The following is an 18599-nucleotide window of genomic DNA, read 5'->3' on the forward strand; positions in this document are numbered from 1 at the left end:
ATTATTTAAATAGTGCAATGTTTTTCCGGTTATTTACTAATATAAAGACAGTAATTGCTCAAGATTACTCCTTTTTCAAGGTATATTTTCTTCTTATTTTATTGATGATGAACTTATTTTGTTCGGTGAAACTGGCTGGATGCAAAAGATTATAGGCGTCAGACCAAGTTTTAAATAGGTCAGGTTCTGCCGCAGAAAAAGAGGCAGAGCAGATGTTTTTTTGGGATAGGTATTCACTAAATTCCATACGTCCAATTTCGTTTTTTCGTCCACAATAATATAAACGCTAACAAAGATAATAAGGCTGCTAATAAAAATGGAATAGGAATCTGACAGGCGACCCCTTGGTAAATTTCACCGGAGACATAAGCACCTATACCTATTCCTGCTTCTAAAGCAATATACATCGTGGCCATCGCTCTACCCATGTGGTTTTTGTCTCCTAAGTCATTAGTCCAGGCGGCTAAGGTAGGTGTATTGAATCCCCAGGCAATTCCATAAATAATGGCAGAGGCGATAAACAAATAGGAATTCGCGGAAAACACCAATAAAAACATGGAAACACTTAGCATAAAACAGCCAAAAATCAGCACAGGAATTCGTCCGTACTGGTCCGAAGCTTTGGAGAAAAAGAAGCGGATCACAATAGAGGATACGGTATAAATTGTAAAATATAAGCCCTTATTGGACCATCCAACGACCTTAGACGTATCTGGGATTAAGGTGATCATGGCGCCGGCAGAAAAGGAGACGAATAGCATTACCCAAAAAACAGGAATGACTTTAGGTTCAAACACATCTTTCCACCCAATGCGAAATAGGGAGAGACTGAAACGAGATTTCATCGCCTTAGGCAAGGTCTCCTTCATTCGGCTCAGAATCACAATGGAGGCAAGTGCAAAAATGGAAGAGATGTAAAACATTTGGTCTAACCCATAATGAGAGGCAAAGAAACTTCCTATGGCGGGTCCAATGGACATTCCTGTAGCGGTAAAGATACCCAAGCTGCCTTGTGCTTCCCCTCTGCGGTCTTCTGGAATTATATCCGCCACATAAGCAGCCGTTGCAGTGGGTTTAGTCCCTGTAGACATCCCGTGAATGAACCGTAGAAATAAAAATCCTTGAACGGTGTGCATTAAAGGATAAAGTCCTCCACATATGAAGCAAACAAGGGATCCAAAAGCCATAATGGGAATTCGGCCGACATGGTCAGTCAGTTTACCGGAAAAGGGACGTGAAAAACCTGCCGCAAGTGTGAATAAAGCAATCGTGTACCCGATGTATTCTTTACCCCCGAGACTCGCTAAATAATCTGGTAACTCCGGAATGATCATCGAGAAGCTAGCAGAAAACAGAAAGTTACTCAGACAAAGTAAAAAGAAGGATAAAGTGTAAAGAGACGGTTTTCTTGCTGTCATTTACAAATCTTCTTCTAAAATGGTGGCAATTTCCTTTTTATTAAGACCTAATAAGAAAGCTGGTAATAGGATTAGGTTGCAAATCATCGCCATCAACAAGGTAACTGAAACTAATATCCCTAGTGCTTGTGTTCCTTTGAAAGTAGATGCCGTAAAGATAAAGAAGCCAAAAAACAGAATCATCGCTGTGTAGAACATAGAAACCCCCGTTTTTAGAATGGTTGTTTGTACTGCTTTCTGCACATTTTGATTGTTTTTAGCCCATTCCTCCTTATAACGAGTTAAGAAATAGATGGTCCCATCACTAGAAATTCCGAAGGCGATGGAGAAGATTAATATGGTACTAGGCTTTAAGGCAATGCCAAAATAGCCCATCAATCCAGCCGTTATAATCAATGGAATTAAGCTAGGTAGGGTAGAGATTAATACCATTTTCCAGGAACGGAATAGGAGTGCCATCAAAATACAAATCAAGATGATAGCCGTAATCGTACTCTCGATTAGGTTGACTTGCAAGTATTCCGTTTGGAAAGCATAGATGACAGAATTGCCTGTCACATCAGCCTGATAACCTCTCTTATCTCCTTTTGTTAACAATTCTCCCGATTCAATATCGGTTCTAAAAATGCTATCAATTTTAGGCTGAATTTCGTCGAATAATTGTTTCGTTCGAACGGTTCCTGCATCCTGCATTTGGAAACTAATACGTGTGAAACGTTTGTCTTTATCAATGAATCCAGCAAATAGATTATTGTTTTTGCCATCAAGGCTTGATTGGAAGTCCTTTAGTTTAGCTAGTTCGTCGATCCCTGGCAAGGTGAAATACTTTGGATCCCCACCACGATACACCTGGTATAGGTATTTGGTAGCGGTTAAGATGGAAAGACCTTGCGTGAATTCAGGGTATTTAGCTATCAACTTCTCTGTTCTTTTTATTTTGGCCAAAAGCTCTGGCGTCAATGCTCTTCCTTTCTCAAATGCATCGATATTTACTTCAAATGGCATCACCCCTTTAAATCGATCTTCTACAAACTTAAGGTCCGTATAGATCGCATTGTCCCGTGGAAGATCATCAACGATATATCCCACTGCTTGAATTTTACTCAAGCCATAAAAGGAAATCACTAACACGATTGAAATGAAACCATAAATAAACCTCCGGTGATGAAGTACCCAGATGTCCACTCGATTCAAGAATTTATTTACTCTTACCGACTCAAAGTGTGCTAAATCTTTCTGTTTTGGAGGTGTTAAGAAGCTAAAGAATATCGGTATCAAAACGAGCGAAACGAAGAAGGTGATCATCACATTCAAGGCAGCTACAATCCCAAACTCGACTAACAAAGCAGAACCAGTAAAGGCAAATACTCCAAAACCAATAGATGTAGTTAAGTTTGCTAAAAACAAGGTACGACCCACTTTCGACGCACTTTCAATGAGGGATTCTTCCTTCGATTTGCCTGCCAAATACGTCTCGTGGTATTTATTTAATAGGAAAATCACATTAGGAATCCCGATAACCACAATGAGCGGTGGAATTAATCCAGATAACAAAGTAATCTTGAAGCCGAAGAAGACGATGGTGGCTAAAGAGGCAACTATGCCTACTAGCACGACAATATTCGCAAAGAATACCACCTGAAAGGAACGGAAGAAAAATAATAAGATCAGGGAAGTAACTAAGATGGCCAAGCCTAAAAAGAGGCTCAATTCTTTCGTTACTTGGGAAGTGTATTCTGTTCTAATAAATGGCATACCCGTCATATGAACCGTATGCTTCATTTTAGATTGGTATTGTTCCCCTAAAGTCTTTATTTTTTTAACTAAAGTGATTCTCCCTTTGTCATTGATGACTTTTTGGTCGAGAGTAATTAGCAAGAGGTGCGTCTTTAAATCCTCGGTATATAGGAAGTTTTTATAGATGGGTAATTGATCTAATCGGGACTTAAAAAGAAGTAAATTCTCCGCATTTAGTACTTGAGTAGAATCAAGAAGTAAACGCGTTTTAAATTTCTTTTCCGTCGAATCGATATACAATTCTGGTAAAGTGGCTAATGAAAGAACGTTTTTGATCCCTGGTTGGGTTTTTATTGCTGTACTTAAATCCCGCCAAGCTTCAAACTCAGCGGGACTAAAAATTTGGGAATTTTCAACTGCAATCACCATTACCGCCCCATCCTCGCCGTATTTCTTTTTAAATCCTTCGTAGAGTTGAAAGCGCTCATCGGAGACAGGAAGAATCTTGGCGAGTTCGTAGCTGAGTTGGATTTGGCTTGCTTTAAACCCCAGGCCAATCGTTAACACCAATATAAATCCCAATAATGGAAATTTATAGTGAAGGATACTTTTACCAATCCAATTCCAAGCGTTTTTCATAGATTATTTCAGTAAGACCTCCGCTAATAACAAATCCTCTGGTGTAGTGATTTTGATATTTTTATAAGATCCTTCTACTAGGTTTATGTGTATGCCTAAAGCTTCTACCACTCGCGCATCATCCGTGAAATCATGCGAATATTCCTGTTTAAATGCTTCTTTTAGATCTTTCACAGAGAAGATTTGGGGTGTTTGTATCAAACGTATTGTCTCTCTATTTAAGTGCTCGAAACGTTCTTTTTCAGCGGAATAAAAACGAACCGAATCTTTCGAAGCTACCGCTAGTACTGCATTTCCATTCTGAGCAGCTTCATGGAAACTAGTAGAAATCAATGTGGGCTCAATCAAGGGTCTTACTCCATCGTGAATGGCCACTAATCCGTCCTCTGTCAAGGTCTGAATCGCATTTTGGCTACTTTGGAATCTAGAATTCCCTCCAGCTACTAATCGATGTGGTATAGTGGGCAGATTTGAAATCAGTGATTCCCAGGTATTGAATTGATCCGCTGGCAACACGATTAATAATTCAGTAGAAGCATCTGCCTCATAAAATGCCTTGAGTGTATGATATAAAATGGGTTTGCCCTGCAAAAGCAAAAATTGCTTAGGGACCGTACTTTGCATACGCTGGCCGGAGCCCCCTGCGACAATAATGGCATATTTTTTCAAAGCAAACCCGATTTATTCGATTAGATAATTAACATCACATCACCATACGAGAAGAAACGGTATTTCTCCTTTATCGCTTGTTTGTAGGCTTCTGTTATCAGCTCATGACCACCAAATGCCGACGCCATCATTAATAAAATCGACTCAGGTAGGTGGAAATTCGTTAATAAAGCGGTAGGGATTTTAAATTCGTATGGAGGGAAGATGAATTTATCTGTCCAGCTATTAATTGGTTTTAAGTGCCCACTCGCTGAAACGGATGATTCCAAAGCCTTCATTACAGTCGTTCCAACGGCTAAAACTTGTTTTTTATTATCGATTGCCTCATTCACATAACCACAAGTTGACTCATTGATTATAAAGTGCTCAGAATCTGTTTTGTGTTTAGTCAAATCCTCTACATCGACCTGGCGGAAAGTACCTAACCCTACGTGTAAAGTGATAGGAGTGAACTGAGCGCCATTTAATTCCATGCGCTTCATGATTATCTTAGAGAAGTGTAATCCAGCGGTAGGAGCTGCCACAGCACCAACGTGCTCTGCATAAATGGTTTGGAAACGCTCGCGATCATCTTCTGTCGCTGCTCTTTTGAAACGAATCTCATCTGGAAGTGGTGTTTCTCCTAATTCGTGTATCGTTTGCATCAAGGCATCGTGATCTCCATCATAAAGAAAACGAATGGTGCGTCCACGAGAGGTTGTATTGTCGATAACCTCTGCTACTAGGTCAGAATCACCAAAATACAATTTATTCCCCACACGAATTTTACGTGCTGGATCTACTAATACGTCCCAAAGACGGTGTTCTCTATTTAATTCTCTTAATAAAAATACCTCGATTTGAGCACCTGTTTTTTCCTTGTTACCATAAAGACGTGCAGGAAAAACCTTAGTATTATTCGTAACCAAGACATCGCCTTCGCCAAAATAGTCAATGATATCAGTGAATTTCTTATGTTCAATTGTCTTGTTCTTACGATTAACCACCATCATACGCGCATCTTCGCGATTCTCGGTAGGGTTAAGGGCAATTAAGTTTTGGGGTAAATCAAATCTGAATTCAGATAATTTCATTCTCAGAGGGGTTGAATTTTTATAATTTACGAATATACCATATTGAAGGGGGGCTTGTCAAGGTAAATTTTTGAAACAATCTAGAATCTGTGTAGTTTACCCCTTTAAGATACATAGAGGATGAAAAAAGTTTCCATATTTTGGTTTAGGCGCGATTTGAGGATAGAGGACAATCATGGATTATTCCAAGCTTTATCCGCTGCAGAGCTTGTTCTTCCTCTCTTTATTTTTGATACGAACATTCTGGATCGCCTTCCTTCTACAATGGACGGTCGGGTGGAGTTTATTCATCAATCTATTTCGCGCATTAATAAGGCTATTGGTGGTCATCTATGTGTCAAAAAGGGTAATCCCATCGATATATTCAAAGAGTTGTTATCAGAATGGGATGTCATTCGCATTTATGCAAACCACGATTATGAGCGCTATGGCTTAGATCGCGACGCAGCTGTCAGCGATTTAGCTAAGAAAAAGGGTGTAGAATTCAGAACTTTTAAGGATCAGGTTGTCTTTGAGAAGGACGAAGTTTTGTCCGGTGCAGGTACACCTTACACTGTTTTTACCCCCTATTCTCGTAAGTGGAAGGCTTTATTGGCCGAGAGCGCTTTACCTAATTTTCCCTCCGCTGATAGTACCCATTATGTTTCCGAGATTTTTACACTTCCTACTTTATCAGATATTGGATTTCAGCCATCTGGCCTAGACTTTCCTTCAGCTGTGGTGCAAGATGAATTAATTAAAGCCTATGCTCAGGACCGTGATTTTCCGGCCAAACCAGGTACATCAAGACTCTCGGTGCATCTTCGATTCGGTACCATTTCGATTCGCTCTTTAGTTCGCCAAGCTGTTGGTAAGTCGGAGGTGTGGTTAAATGAGTTGATTTGGCGTGATTTTTATTTCAATATCGTGCATCATTTTCCACATGTAGGAGAGGGGCATTCTTTTAGAAAAGAATATGATCGTATGAAGTGGCGTAATAATGAGGAGGAATTCAAGGCTTGGTGCGAAGGAAAGACTGGATATCCGATTGTGGATGCAGGGATGCGGGAATTGAATGCCACTGGATTTATGCACAATCGGGTACGTATGGTGGTAGCTAGTTTTCTAGTCAAGCACTTATTGATTGATTGGCGCTGGGGAGAAGCCTATTTTGCGGCTAAACTTTTAGATTTCGATTTTTCAGCGAATAATGGAGGCTGGCAATGGGCAGCCGGATCTGGCTGTGATGCAGCTCCCTATTTCCGTGTATTCAATCCGACATTGCAAACACAAAAATTCGATCACTCTTTGGCCTATATTAATAAATGGGTGCCTGAACTACAAGAATTGACTTATCCAGCACCTATTGTCAATCACGAATTTGCCCGTGTTAGAGTATTAGCTGCATACAAAGAAGCTTTAGGAAAATAGATTTTCCTCCCTTGTATGCTGTAATCAATTAAGTCGATCGTTAAAAATCCGATCTTCAAGTTGACCTGTATTTTTAAGGGAACCTGATACTCGTCATCACTTATCCAAAGTCGGATAGCATCTTCCTCTTTGAACATGTCATTTTTAGGTAATAGAATATTCGTTTTGATGCTTGCTTTTTTACCAGCCTCTGTGTTGATAGTTTCCTTAGATCGAACGACTAAGACCAATTCGTAAATTTTACTATCTACTAAAACTTGTGCTGACCATCGGGAACCTGGTTTCTTGTCTGAAACGGGTTTGCTGCGTAAAAAATAATAGGCCGAAATTAGATCTAATAGGTCTTTAGACCCTGCTATCGTGCTGTTGACGGGTTTATTTTGTGGGGAGGTGATTTTAGCAAAACCTTTATCCATTTGATATAGAACAGTTTCTTCCTTTCGGTAGCGCCCTTCTCGTTTGCGCATTTCAGTTTTCAAAGGGAGCATGGTCTCTGTATCGATCTGTGCAGACCAATAGTCTCTTAAAGGACTAAATAATTCAAGTACTCCTGTTGTTTCACCCTCTATTTCTACTTTTCGAACGGTTCGGTCTCCCATTTTAGTAATTGTAGGGCTACTTTTTATGGTAGCCTCGGCTGCATTAATAAACCCTAAGTGTATTCTGTATTTTAGATTTTCTCCTGCTATTAGGGCATTATTTTCCTGAGCAGAAAGGCTCCAGAAAGAACACAAGAATAGAAAAATAACAAGAGTCTGATTTTTCATGCCAAAGCATAATTTATTATCAATTGTTTGTATAAAAAATTAGAGGCAATTTTCTATTTTTGTATAGGCCAAACGATAAAACAAATATAGTCGATTGCCCCTTAAATTTTTAGATAAAAAACGAAAATGGCGAAACAAGCTAGTGATGCGCAAGGCCTGGCGGCTGAAAAGTTAAAAGCTTTACAAACTACGTTAGAGAAATTAGATAAAGCATACGGTAAAGGAACCGTCATGCGTTTATCCGATAGTAAAGTGATGGATGTTCCTGTTATTTCAACAGGCTCCTTAGGATTAGACTTAGCCTTAGGCATTGGCGGTGTACCTAGAGGACGTGTCGTAGAGATCTATGGTCCAGAATCTTCAGGTAAAACGACGTTAACCTTGCACATGATCGCTGAGGCTCAGAAAGCAGGTGGTTTAGCAGCATTTGTAGATGCGGAACATGCTTTTGATCGTTCATATGCAGAGAAATTAGGTATTGATTGTGAAAACCTGTTAATATCTCAACCTGATAATGGTGAGCAAGCGTTAGAAATTGCTGAACATTTAATTTCCTCAGGTGCGATTGATATCATTGTAATTGACTCAGTGGCTGCTTTAGTTCCTAAAGCGGAGATTGAAGGGGAGATGGGAGATTCTAAAATGGGTCTTCAAGCTCGTTTGATGTCGCAAGCTTTACGTAAATTGACTGGTACGATTAATAAGACAGGCTGTTGTTGCGTATTTATTAACCAGTTACGTGATAAGATCGGTGTGATGTTTGGTTCTCCTGAGACGACAACGGGTGGTAATGCCTTGAAATTCTATGCATCTGTTCGCTTAGACATTCGTCGTGCGGGTCAAATTAAAGAAAGTGCGGATTCGATTACCGGAAATAGAACGCGTGTGAAAGTGGTGAAGAACAAATTAGCACCTCCGTTTAAAGTGGTGGAATTTGATATCATGTACGGGGAAGGAATTTCTAAAGCTGGGGAAATCCTTGATTTAGGAGTAGATTTAGAAGTGATTGATAAATCAGGCTCTTGGTTCTCTTATAATGGCAATCGTTTAGGTCAAGGTCGCGATGCCGTGAAAGACTTAATCAAGGATAACCCAGAATTAATGGAAGAGTTGGAAGCAAAGATTAAAGATAAAGTGAAGGTGGATGACAGCGCGCTGATTGACAAAGATGCGGTAGCTGAATAAGAAAAAACCTAACGTGATAAAAAAAGCGGCTAATGTAGATTAGTCGCTTTTTTTATGATTGAACTCCTTTGAGATTAAATCGGGTAAATAAATTTCGAATGGTCTTTTCTACCCCTTTATCGGTTTCCATTGCTTCGGAAACAGCTTGGACAGCATGAATGACAGTACTGTGATCTCTACCTCCGAAATGATATCCAATCGACTTTAAAGGCAGATTAGTTAACTCTTTCAACATGTACATGGCAATTTGGCGTGGGAATACATTTTCCTTTTTGCGGCATTTACCTCTTAAAGTATCAAGATCCACATCAAAATGATTCGTAACTACATCTAGGATACTCTCTACGCTTAATTCTTTTTCTTGTTCATTAACAATGCTCTTTAAAGTAGACTTAGCTAATTCTAAATCGATCTCTTTACGAGTTAATGAAGCTTGTGCCATTAAGGAGATGATTACTCCTTCTAATTCACGTACGTTAGTTTGAATCGAATGAGCTAGGTATTCTAAAACATCAAAGTCAATTTGTATGCCGTCTTCTTGCAATTTCTTTTGAATAATCGCAATTCTGGTCTCAAAATCAGGTTGCTGCAAATCAGCCGTTAAACCCCATTTGAATCTAGATAATAATCGATCTTCCATACCTGCCAGGTCTCTAGGAGCACGGTCAGATGAAAGTATGATTTGTTTTCCTGATTGGTGTAAATGATTAAAGATGTTAAAGAAAGTCTCCTGTGTCTTTTCTTTACCTGATAAGAATTGAACATCATCAATAATTAACACATCTACTTGTAAGTAGAAATTAGTAAAGGCCTCGATAGAATTATTCCTTATGGCATTCACAAATTGGTTTGTGAACTTCTCAGTTGAAACGTACAAGACAAATTTATCTGGAAAAGAATCTTTAATCTGATTTCCAATGGCTTGGATTAAGTGGGTTTTCCCTAAACCTACACCACCATAAATCATTAATGGATTAAAGGCTGTCAAACCGGGCTTATTGGCTACTGCCATACCAGCTGCACGTCCTAAGCGATTGCAATCTCCCTCGATAAATTTATCAAAGGTATATTTTGGAATTAAATAAGAATCTAATTCTAAGGAATCTAAGTTTTTTAGCTCAAATGGACTCTTCGCTGGATTAGGAAAGTTACTTCCTTTATCTGTATTAGTTTGACCCTGATTCGTGGGTGGGAGATTAAAAGTAATCGGTGGATTCTTACGATCTCCTTTATCGATAACGATTGAATACTCTAACATTCCTTGACGTCCAATCGTCAAGTCAATTGCCTTCCTTAAGTCCGAAACATGTTTCTCTTCTAGCCATTCGTAGAAGAACTGTGAAGGCACTTGAATCAATAAGGTGTTATTCTGGAATTTAAGAGGGATAATGGGAGCAAACCAAGTTGCGAAACTTTGTTCTGATATATCATTTTTGATGATATTCAAGCACTGGTTCCATAAATCTCTTACTTCGATTTGCATTAATTATATTGGTCGAACACTTCTCAGGACAAATTTTTAGGGAATTTGCCTTGTAAATAATTTAAAAAGTTGCTACTGGTTCTAAACTAAGAAAACGGTTAGTTTTTTCTTAAGCGGGGAGACAAAAATAGTAAAATAAGATGTCGTTCCAAATTTGAAAACAAAAATAAATCCAGTTTTTTTTCGAAAAAAAAGGCCTAAAAATTTGGTTCTAAAAATTGTTCAAATTAAGTGTGCTTAAATCATTCTTTTACTTGAAAAAGTATAAGAAAATTATTTTACCACTACAAGGGATGCGGGTAGAATCGATAGATCAATCGTATTCTTTTCGAGTGTAAAACTTTCACCATCTAAGTGAAATGGGATGCCTTTATTTAGTTCAATGTGAAGAGCTTTTACAGTGGAAATCTTGACTAGCGGATGATAAGGCAGCTTTTTTCGAAATAGACTTATTCCAAGATTTGCGATGGACCAAAAAGAGCCTGGATTAACCTGTATAATCTCTAAAAGGCCATCTTGTAAGTCTGATTCAGGTGAAATAAAGGCATTGTTCCCAAATTGGTTTGCATTCGCTACTGTGAGCGAAAATACTGGGCCTATTTCTTGGATATGAATGGGTTGGTATTTTCCAAGTGAAACTAGCGTGGAATAGATGTAATTAAGAAAGCCTCTTTTTGCTCTTTTGGCAAAATGTTCAGCAACAAATGCATCAAAACCGATTCCTGCCGTACAAAAAAAAGTGCGATCATTCCATTTACCTGAATCAATCGTTATTAATGTTCCACATAACGCTTTTTCAAGTGCTTTATTGAATTCTAGTGGAATAGCTAAATGTCGTGCTAAGCCATTTCCTGATCCCATTGGAATAATTCCTAGGGGTATCGAAGTATGTAAGAGTGCAGAGGCAACTTCATTTATGGTACCATCGCCTCCAATTGCAATAACTTTTGTAGCACCCTCTAACAGTGCATTTCTAGTTAATTCTGACGCATGATTCATTCGCTCTGTCTGCCATATCTTCGAATGAGGGATAGCCTGTAAAGTCTTTACTATTCGTTCCCTTTTTTGCAAAGAATTAGTTCCTGCGTTCGGGTTTAGAATAAAGTGAATCATGGGTTTAATTTAAATTTGCACAAAAATAGAATCAAATTTTGGTTTAATTTTACAAAAAATGATCAATCTATGTTAGAAGTTGGAAACTCGTATGAGATCGAATTCTCATTCACACAAGAGCAAGTAAATGATTTCTGTAAAATATCAGGCGATTTTAATCCTCTGCATTGGGATGAAGCTTATGCAGCAACGACTCCATTTAAAAAACCTATTATTCATGGAGCCTTAATTGCGAGTGTTTTTTCGCGCGTGATGGGAATGGAATTTCCAGGTGAAGGCAGTGTCTATTTAAAGCAGGTCTCTGAATTTAAACGCCCACTTTATGTAGGGTTAACTTACAAGGCAAAGTTCGAAATTGTAAGCACGAATCCTGCTAAGCACACCGCAGAAATTTCTACTAAAGTGTTTGAATTAGAAAGAGGAAAGATCATGGTGGATGGCATGGCCTCTGCCATGCATGCAGAACTATTTTAACATAAAAAAAGCCCGATGTATATCGGGCTTTTTTTATCAAAGAGGGGAAAAATTATTTTCCTGAGTTTTTCTTGTTTTGAACTTCAGTACGAATTTCTTGTGCTAAAGTCTTCAATTGTTGTAAACCACCTCTAACGCGAGTACCAGCTGCTTGATTTCCTTTATCGTAGAATTTTTCGAAATCTCCTTCTAAAGATAAAATTAAGTCCTTTACTTGTGCAAATCTACTCATGATAATTTGTTTTTTAGGTTGTGTAAATAATATTAGATTGTCTTTATGCCCTTAAATGAGCTTTAATAAGCGAAATTTAGTAAAAAACTTGTTCTGTGCAAATTAATATCAAGAAAAAACAGAAAAAAAATGCAAAAAAATACAATTTCTACTAAAATTACCGTTAAATCAATCAATTACTGCGCGTAGTACCCAGATTTCAATCTTTTCTGTACTTCGGCAAAACAGTCGCAAGTATATTCAATATCGGCTATTGTATGTGATGAAGTAGGAATGATTCTTAACATGATTTGGCCCTTAGGAACTACCGGATATACAACGATACTACAGAAGATACCCATGTTTTCACGTAGGTCACGCACTAATTTAGTGACTGCTGCGATATCATAATCACCATGTAAGAATACCGGAGTTACCGGAGATTGAGTTTCCCCAATATCAAATCCCTTATCTTTTAATCCTTTTTGAAGTGCCCGAACGTTCTCCCATAACTTTTCTCTTAATTCTGGGTGTTTTTTAATTAGTTCTAAACGCTTCATACCACCGATGACAAAAGGCATAGGTAATGCTTTTGCATAGGTTTGAGAACGCATATTGTACTTTAAATACATAATGATATTCTTAGGAGCAGCAACAAAAGCGCCAATGGCTGCCATGGACTTTGCAAATGTGGAGAAGTATAAGTCGATACCAACTGTGCAATTTAAGTATTCACCTACTCCTTTTCCATTATCTCCCATTGTTCCAAAGCCGTGTGCATCATCTACTAGTAATCTGAAATTGAAATCTTTTTTCATTTCCACGATCTTATCTAGAGAGCCTACTTTTCCAGACATACCGAAAACACCTTCCGTGATGACTAATATACCACCACCTGTTTCGTTTGTGATTTTAGTGGCGCGTTCTAAGTTTTTACGCAATGAATCCATATCATTGTGGTTAAACTTATAATATTGGCCCATTTTAGCCTTATGTAGTCGAATACCATCGATTAAACAGGCATGAGATTCTGCATCATAAACGATAACATCCTTATGATCTACCATGCATTCTACTAAAGACATTACTCCTTGGTAGCCATAATTCAATAGGAATGCATCTTCTTTTCCGACAAACTCAGCTAATTGACGTTCGAATTCTTCGTGCTCATCTGTATTACCAGACATCATACGTGCGCCCATTGGGTAAGCTAAACCGTATTTTGCAGTGGCATCAGCGTCTGCTTTTCTAACTTCAGGATGATTTGCTAGCCCTAAATAGTTATTAAGAGACCAGTTTAACATTTCTTTGCCCATGAAAGTCATTCTAGGGCCTAATTCTCCTGTTAATTTTGGGAATGAAAAATAATGGTGGGAATAATGGGCGTGTGCACCGATCGGCCCCATGTTATTTGCTACCTTCTCGAAAATATCCACTGTTAGTATACGTTTTATTGAAAAAATCTTTAAATAATCACAAAGTTAAATTATATTTTTATTATCGCAATGTTAGTAAATCATAGGATTCTATTAATTTGACATTTCATTTCAAAATAAAATTAAAATGACTAAGTATTTCTTTCTCGTTCTCCTATCTTTTCCCGTTTTCGCCCAAAGTACTCAAAAGCCTTTAATTGAAGGAAAAAAGGGTATGGTGGTTTCTACCCATCCAGCCGCTTCTGAAATTGGTTTGGCTATTTTGAAAAATGGGGGAAATGCCATAGATGCTGCAGTTGCGGTTAATTTTGCTTTAGCTGTTTGCCATCCATCGGCTGGAAACATTGGGGGAGGAGGGTTTCTCGTTTATCGCGATAAATCTGGAAATACGAAGGCGTTGGATTACCGGGAGAAAGCGCCTGCTGCTGCTAGCAGAGACATGTACTTAGACGCGGATGGTAAAATCATTCCAGGTAAAAGTATGACAGGTATATTTTCTGTCGGAGTTCCTGGCACTGTAGCAGGGATGCAAGAAATGCATGATAAATTAGGGCGATTACCTTGGAATGAGCTTTTGCAGCCAGCAGTTGATTTAGCTAGAAATGGATTGATCTTAACTGAAAAGGAAGCAAGAGGCTTGAATCGACAGAGAACGGAATTTTTGAAAGAGAATCCGGGTAAGAATTACCTGTTATCAGCAGAAGGGAAAGAATGGAAAGCCGGCGATTTATTAGTGCAAGCAGATTTAGCAAATACTTTGGAGTTGATTTTAAAGAAGAAGGCTAATGGTTTTTATAAAGGCCAAACAGCAAACAACATTGTTAATGAAATGAAAGCGCAGAAGGGTTTGATCTCTAAAAAAGATTTGAAGAATTATCGAGCTGTTTGGAGAACTCCTGTTAAAAGTCAGTATAAAAATTACCAAATTATAGGTATGCCGCCACCAAGCAGCGGAGGAGTTGCTCTTGCGCAATTATTGCAAATGGTCGCTCCATATTCGCTGCAAAAATGGGGTCCTACATCCGATTCAACCATTCAGGTGATGGTCGAAGCAGAGAGACGGGTTTATGCAGATCGCAGTAAATGGCTTGGAGATCCTGATTTTGTCAAAGTTCCTGTTACTGAATTAATCGATCCGTCTTACACCACTTCTCGCATGGCTTCGATGAATTTTACGCAGGCTACGAAGAGTGCTGATATCCAAGCAGGTTCATTTCCGGGCTATGAGAGTCCTGAAACAACGCATTATAGTATTGTAGATGGAGAAGGGAATGCTGTTTCCATCACTACGACCTTAAATAATTCGTATGGCTCCAAGGTTTTTGTGGGTGGGTCTGGTTTCTTATTAAATGATGAGATGGATGACTTTTCTGCCAAAGCAGGTGCACCTAACCTTTATGGTTTAATTGGTTCAAAGGCGAATGAGATTCAACCAAACAAGCGAATGTTATCGAGCATGACTCCTACAATTGTGGAGGAAAATGGTAAATTAAAGATGGTGGTGGGCACTCCAGGGGGCTCTACTATTATTACCAGCGTCTTTCAAGTGGTCTTAAATACCTTAGAAATGGGGATGAATATGCAGCAAGCGGTAGAATATCCTCGTTTTCACCACCAATGGCTTCCAGAAAAGATTACAACAGAACCAACCCGTTTTTCAGAAGAGCAGCAAGGTCGTTTAAAAGCAAAAGGATATACTTTTGCGCCGGTTTCAGGTATTGGCCTGGTAGAAGGGATTTTAGTCTTACCTAATGGGAATCTACAGGGTGGCGCAGATTCCCGTGGTGATGATACGGTGTCTGCCTATTGAAATAAGGTAGCTACGAAATAGGCGGCAGCTGCAGCTGCGGCACCGATGGAGGTTACTTTTAATGATCCGATAATCGGATTTTGGCCAGTCACTTTACTCTTAAAATAGCCAAATACTAGTAAGGCAAGAATGGTGACTTCGGCCGAATAGATTAATCCATCCTGTGGTTTTTCTACATAGAAATAGGGTAGGAGCGGAATAAAACCTCCTATGATATACGAAATGCCGATAGTTAAGGCTGAATTCCTCGCACGATTTGGGTTAGGTCGTTCTAATCCTAATTCGAAACGCATCATAAAGTCAACCCACTTGTCTTTGTCTTTAGAGATACATTCAACGACAATTTCTTGCGCCTCAGGGCTCAAACCATAATCTTCGAATACATCCCTTATCTCTTGTTTCTCTCTTTCTGGAACACGTTCTACTTCCTCGTATTCGCGTCTTAGTTCTGACTCGTAGTGCTCTTGTTCCGTTTGGCCAGCTAAAAAACCACCTAAACCCATGGCAATGGATCCTGCAACGATTTCAGCCACACCAGCCGTTGTTACGATGCTTGCAGAAGCGACAGCTCCAGAAAGTCCCGCGGCTAGAGCAAATGGAACGGTTAATCCATCAGACATCCCGATAACGACGTCCGTAATGAAGTCAGAGCTTTTTAAATGTTGTTCATGCAAATGATGATCGTGTGAATTCATATTATCGGATGCCGTGCATCATTCGTTTTAGTGGACCATTGGCTAGGCCAAACAAAATTACAGAGGCAATTCCAGCCATAATTACAAAAACAATGAAAAAATCATAGAGATTTTTGATCTCGAAGCCTAAGAAACTGGGGAATACAGTTTGGCCTACTACCGCAGTAGCTGGAGGCAAAAGAGCTCCTAAGGTTCCAGATAAGGCATATCCCGCTGCATTCGCTAAGAACCATACACCCATTAATAAGGAGGAGAATCGCTTAGGAGCTAACTTAGATACTAAGGATAATCCGATAGGCGATAGACTCAATTCTCCCATGGTATGAAATAAATACATAACGAATAACCAAATCACTCCCAGTTTATCGGATCCTAAATCTTTTACTTTTAATGCTATGATTAAGTAACCAATGGCTAACAGCATCAGACCGATGGCCTGCTTCCCAGGAGAATTAGGTTCGATACCTTTTTTGGCCAGACGCATCCAAAACCAAGAAAAAGGAAAAGCTAAAATGATGATGAAGAAGGAATTGGCATTTTGGACTGAACTAGGCGGTAGCATGATTCCAAAGAAATTCAAATCCGTCTGTTGATCCGCAATAAAAGTTAAGGAGGAACCTGCTTGCTCATAAGCTGCCCAAAAGAAAATCACAAAGAAGGCTACAAAATACATCACCCAAATTCGATCCCTTTCAATTTTGGTTAAAGTTTTGTCTCTCAATATCAAGAACGCCAAGCTAATTCCCGCTGAATAAATGACCGGATAAATCCAATCTTTGATGGGATTAGCCACTTCAGTGATGAATAAATAATGAAATCCAATAATCAAACCTATAAATAATGCACTCGAGATGACAATGGACTGAGTGGAGAATTCTGCCTTTTCAGTCTCAGCATCATCTTGTTGGTTTTCACTAAACGTAGGAGCTAAGCCAATTTCGCTCCCATCTGGTGCCTTCAAATACACGCTTTTTAACAGAATGAATAAAACACTTCCGATTAACATCGCTCCTCCAGCAGCTAAAAAACCCCATTTGAATGCCTCTATAACGCGAACACCATCTACTTTTACGTCTCCTAACCAAGGGCAAATGAGCATGCCTAGCATGGCTCCCGTATTAATTCCCATATAAAAAATGGTAAAGGCGGCATCAAGGCGACTATCTCCTTTTTTGTATAATTGACCCACCATCGAGGAAATATTCGGTTTGAAGAAACCGTTGCCTAAGATCAAAAACAACAATCCGCCCCACATTAAATTCGTGGCTAACGGAACATCTAATGTAAAGGAGCTTGCAGAGCTGAATAATAACAATTGTCCGATGGCCATCGCAAATCCACCTCCGATGATACTATTTCTATTACCAATATACCGATCTGAAATATATCCACCCAGCATAGGAGTTAAATAGCTGAGTCCTAAGAAACCCCCATATAAGATCGCTGCCTCGTCTTGTTTAAAGGAAAGTGCGCTCACTAAAAAGAGGGATAGTATGGCGCGCATTCCATAAAAATTGAAACGCTCCCACATTTCTGTGGAATATAGAAAATAAAGTCCTTTAGGGTGAGAAGTACTATTTGATGACATATAGGTTTGGTTAATTTTTGATGACAAGATACAAGAATGTAATTTAATTTCGAGATAGATGTGAAACCTTTTTTGTAATATTGTCAATTCATTTCGTTTAACATCCTATGGGCAAAACAATCGCGATTGCAAATCAAAAAGGGGGAGTAGGGAAAACAACGACAGCTATTAATTTAGCTGCCAGTTTAGCTGCTTTTGAGTTCAAAACCTTATTGATCGATGCGGATCCACAGGCAAATTCCACTTCTGGGTTAGGGTTTAACCCGAAAGAAGTGAAGAATAGTATTTACGAATGTATGGTAGGTCTTTCCAGCGTTCAGGATAGTATTTTACCCACTGAAGTTCCTTTTTTAGACATCATTCCTTCGCACATCGATTTAGTGGGAGCAGAGATAGAAATGATCAATTTGAATAACCGGGAACGGAAGATGAAAGAAGCCCTTGAGGTGGTGAAAGATCAATATGATTTTATTATTATGGATTGTTCCCCTTCTTTGGGATTAATTACTATTAATAGTCTTACCGCTGCAGATTCGGTTATTATTCCGGTACAGTGTGAATATTATGCGCTGGAGGGATTAGGTAAATTATTGAATACCATTAAGATTATACAATCTCGTTTAAATACAGCTTTAGTTATTGAAGGTATATTGTTGACTATGTATGATTTGCGTTTGCGCTTATCGAATCAGGTGGTTAATGAAGTGAATTCCCACTTTAAGAATATGGTTTTTGAGACGATTATTCCACGTAATATTCGGTTATCTGAATCGCCTAGCTTTGGTGTTCCAGCCATTTTACATGATGCAGACAGCAAAGGGGCAATTAGTTATTTAAATTTAGCCAAAGAAATTATTCGCAAGAATGGTTTACTAGTGACTATCTAGTCTA

17 protein-coding genes are annotated in these 18599 nt (G+C 38.9%); 5 read left to right on the plus strand and 12 right to left on the minus strand.

The genetic code is table 11. The features are described 5' to 3' along the window. Positions 1-64 precede the first annotated feature (64 nt). The 5 genes from ACRZ9O_RS00905 to queA are packed head-to-tail and all read right to left on the minus strand — an operon-like array spanning position 65 to position 5536. Positions 65-247: a hypothetical protein gene (locus ACRZ9O_RS00905; protein WP_459455473.1), complete on the minus strand. Its 183-nt coding sequence runs from the start codon at positions 245-247 to the stop codon at positions 65-67. Then, positions 237-1418, minus strand: a complete 1182-nt coding sequence (locus ACRZ9O_RS00910; RefSeq protein ID WP_459455475.1) for an MFS transporter — start codon at positions 1416-1418, stop codon at positions 237-239. The genes ACRZ9O_RS00905 and ACRZ9O_RS00910 overlap by 11 nt, the downstream gene beginning before the upstream one ends. Beyond that, positions 1419-3794: an efflux RND transporter permease subunit gene (locus tag ACRZ9O_RS00915; protein ID WP_459455476.1), complete on the minus strand. Its 2376-nt coding sequence runs from the start codon at positions 3792-3794 to the stop codon at positions 1419-1421. A 3-nt stretch (positions 3795-3797) separates the two neighbouring features. Beyond that, entirely contained in the window at positions 3798-4463 is a 666-nt protein-coding gene (locus ACRZ9O_RS00920) for a 2-C-methyl-D-erythritol 4-phosphate cytidylyltransferase (protein WP_459455477.1), read from the minus strand. Positions 4464-4483: 20 nt separating this feature from the next. Beyond that, on the minus strand, positions 4484-5536 hold the full coding sequence (gene queA / locus ACRZ9O_RS00925; RefSeq protein ID WP_459455479.1) for a tRNA preQ1(34) S-adenosylmethionine ribosyltransferase-isomerase QueA: 1053 nt from the start codon (positions 5534-5536) through the stop codon (positions 4484-4486). A 120-nt stretch (positions 5537-5656) separates the two neighbouring features. On the opposite strand from queA, the gene ACRZ9O_RS00930 reads away from it, so the two are divergent. After that, the gene (locus ACRZ9O_RS00930; RefSeq protein ID WP_459455481.1) at positions 5657-6946 is read left to right on the plus strand and encodes a cryptochrome/photolyase family protein; all 1290 of its coding nucleotides are present in this window, start codon (positions 5657-5659) and stop codon (positions 6944-6946) included. Here ACRZ9O_RS00930 and ACRZ9O_RS00935 read toward each other — a convergent pair. Continuing rightward, positions 6889-7713, minus strand: coding sequence for a DUF3108 domain-containing protein (locus ACRZ9O_RS00935; RefSeq protein WP_459455483.1), 825 nt, complete (start codon positions 7711-7713; stop codon positions 6889-6891). The genes ACRZ9O_RS00930 and ACRZ9O_RS00935 overlap by 58 nt on opposite strands. Before the next feature lie 126 nt (positions 7714-7839). Here ACRZ9O_RS00935 and recA point away from each other — a divergent pair, with 126 nt between their 5' ends. Then, positions 7840-8898, plus strand: a complete 1059-nt coding sequence (recA, locus tag ACRZ9O_RS00940; RefSeq protein ID WP_395618627.1) for a recombinase RecA — start codon at positions 7840-7842, stop codon at positions 8896-8898. A gap of 52 nt (positions 8899-8950) precedes the next feature. Here recA and dnaA read toward each other — a convergent pair whose 3' ends face one another. Together dnaA and ACRZ9O_RS00950 are read right to left on the minus strand one after the other, a co-directional pair. Then, a complete protein-coding gene (gene dnaA / locus ACRZ9O_RS00945; RefSeq protein ID WP_459455485.1) occupies positions 8951-10381 on the minus strand; it encodes a chromosomal replication initiator protein DnaA in 1431 nt (476 codons plus the stop codon). A 273-nt stretch (positions 10382-10654) separates the two neighbouring features. After that, positions 10655-11494: a diacylglycerol/lipid kinase family protein gene (locus tag ACRZ9O_RS00950; protein WP_459455487.1), complete on the minus strand. Its 840-nt coding sequence runs from the start codon at positions 11492-11494 to the stop codon at positions 10655-10657. A gap of 69 nt (positions 11495-11563) precedes the next feature. Between ACRZ9O_RS00950 and ACRZ9O_RS00955 the strand changes: the two genes are divergently transcribed. After that, positions 11564-11968 carry a MaoC family dehydratase gene (locus ACRZ9O_RS00955; RefSeq protein WP_459455489.1) on the plus strand — a complete coding sequence of 135 codons (405 nt, stop codon included), beginning with the start codon at positions 11564-11566 and terminating at the stop codon, positions 11966-11968. Positions 11969-12020: 52 nt separating this feature from the next. Here the strand turns inward: ACRZ9O_RS00955 and ACRZ9O_RS00960 are convergent, their stop codons facing one another. Beyond that, the gene (locus tag ACRZ9O_RS00960; RefSeq protein WP_223130792.1) at positions 12021-12200 is read right to left on the minus strand and encodes a histone H1; all 180 of its coding nucleotides are present in this window, start codon (positions 12198-12200) and stop codon (positions 12021-12023) included. Positions 12201-12376: 176 nt separating this feature from the next. After that, positions 12377-13615 carry an aminotransferase class I/II-fold pyridoxal phosphate-dependent enzyme gene (locus ACRZ9O_RS00965; RefSeq protein WP_459455491.1) on the minus strand — a complete coding sequence of 413 codons (1239 nt, stop codon included), beginning with the start codon at positions 13613-13615 and terminating at the stop codon, positions 12377-12379. 127 nt (positions 13616-13742) lie between these two features. Here ACRZ9O_RS00965 and ggt point away from each other — a divergent pair, with 127 nt between their 5' ends. Continuing rightward, positions 13743-15425, plus strand: coding sequence for a gamma-glutamyltransferase (gene ggt / locus ACRZ9O_RS00970; RefSeq protein WP_459455493.1), 1683 nt, complete (start codon positions 13743-13745; stop codon positions 15423-15425). On the opposite strand, the gene ACRZ9O_RS00975 is transcribed toward ggt, so the two are convergent. Both ACRZ9O_RS00975 and ACRZ9O_RS00980 read right to left on the minus strand, forming a co-directional pair. Then, entirely contained in the window at positions 15419-16120 is a 702-nt protein-coding gene (locus tag ACRZ9O_RS00975; protein ID WP_459455495.1) for a VIT1/CCC1 transporter family protein, read from the minus strand. The two genes, ggt and ACRZ9O_RS00975, sit on opposite strands and share 7 nt — an antisense overlap. A 1-nt stretch (position 16121) precedes the next feature. Next, a complete protein-coding gene (locus ACRZ9O_RS00980; protein WP_459455497.1) occupies positions 16122-17708 on the minus strand; it encodes a peptide MFS transporter in 1587 nt (528 codons plus the stop codon). Between the two features lie 107 nt (positions 17709-17815). On the opposite strand from ACRZ9O_RS00980, the gene ACRZ9O_RS00985 reads away from it, so the two are divergent. After that, a complete protein-coding gene (locus ACRZ9O_RS00985) occupies positions 17816-18595 on the plus strand; it encodes a ParA family protein (protein WP_459455499.1) in 780 nt (259 codons plus the stop codon). Positions 18596-18599: the final 4 nt, after the last annotated feature.

It is taken from the genome of Aquirufa sp. HETE-40SA, assembly GCF_054558635.1.

Coding starts and splice junctions, on each gene's coding strand:
- ACRZ9O_RS00905 (WP_459455473.1), bottom strand. CDS start 247: ATGGAATTTAGTGAATACCTATCCCAAAAAAACATCTGCTCTGCCTCT.
- ACRZ9O_RS00910 (WP_459455475.1), bottom strand. CDS start 1,418: ATGACAGCAAGAAAACCGTCTCTTTACACTTTATCCTTCTTTTTACTT.
- ACRZ9O_RS00915 (WP_459455476.1), bottom strand. CDS start 3,794: ATGAAAAACGCTTGGAATTGGATTGGTAAAAGTATCCTTCACTATAAA.
- queA (WP_459455479.1), bottom strand. CDS start 5,536: ATGAAATTATCTGAATTCAGATTTGATTTACCCCAAAACTTAATTGCC.
- ACRZ9O_RS00930 (WP_459455481.1), top strand. CDS start 5,657: ATGAAAAAAGTTTCCATATTTTGGTTTAGGCGCGATTTGAGGATAGAG.
- ACRZ9O_RS00935 (WP_459455483.1), bottom strand. CDS start 7,713: ATGAAAAATCAGACTCTTGTTATTTTTCTATTCTTGTGTTCTTTCTGG.
- recA (WP_395618627.1), top strand. CDS start 7,840: ATGGCGAAACAAGCTAGTGATGCGCAAGGCCTGGCGGCTGAAAAGTTA.
- dnaA (WP_459455485.1), bottom strand. CDS start 10,381: ATGCAAATCGAAGTAAGAGATTTATGGAACCAGTGCTTGAATATCATC.
- ACRZ9O_RS00950 (WP_459455487.1), bottom strand. CDS start 11,494: ATGATTCACTTTATTCTAAACCCGAACGCAGGAACTAATTCTTTGCAA.
- ACRZ9O_RS00955 (WP_459455489.1), top strand. CDS start 11,564: ATGTTAGAAGTTGGAAACTCGTATGAGATCGAATTCTCATTCACACAA.
- ACRZ9O_RS00960 (WP_223130792.1), bottom strand. CDS start 12,200: ATGAGTAGATTTGCACAAGTAAAGGACTTAATTTTATCTTTAGAAGGA.
- ggt (WP_459455493.1), top strand. CDS start 13,743: ATGACTAAGTATTTCTTTCTCGTTCTCCTATCTTTTCCCGTTTTCGCC.
- ACRZ9O_RS00975 (WP_459455495.1), bottom strand. CDS start 16,120: ATGAATTCACACGATCATCATTTGCATGAACAACATTTAAAAAGCTCT.
- ACRZ9O_RS00980 (WP_459455497.1), bottom strand. CDS start 17,708: ATGTCATCAAATAGTACTTCTCACCCTAAAGGACTTTATTTTCTATAT.
- ACRZ9O_RS00985 (WP_459455499.1), top strand. CDS start 17,816: ATGGGCAAAACAATCGCGATTGCAAATCAAAAAGGGGGAGTAGGGAAA.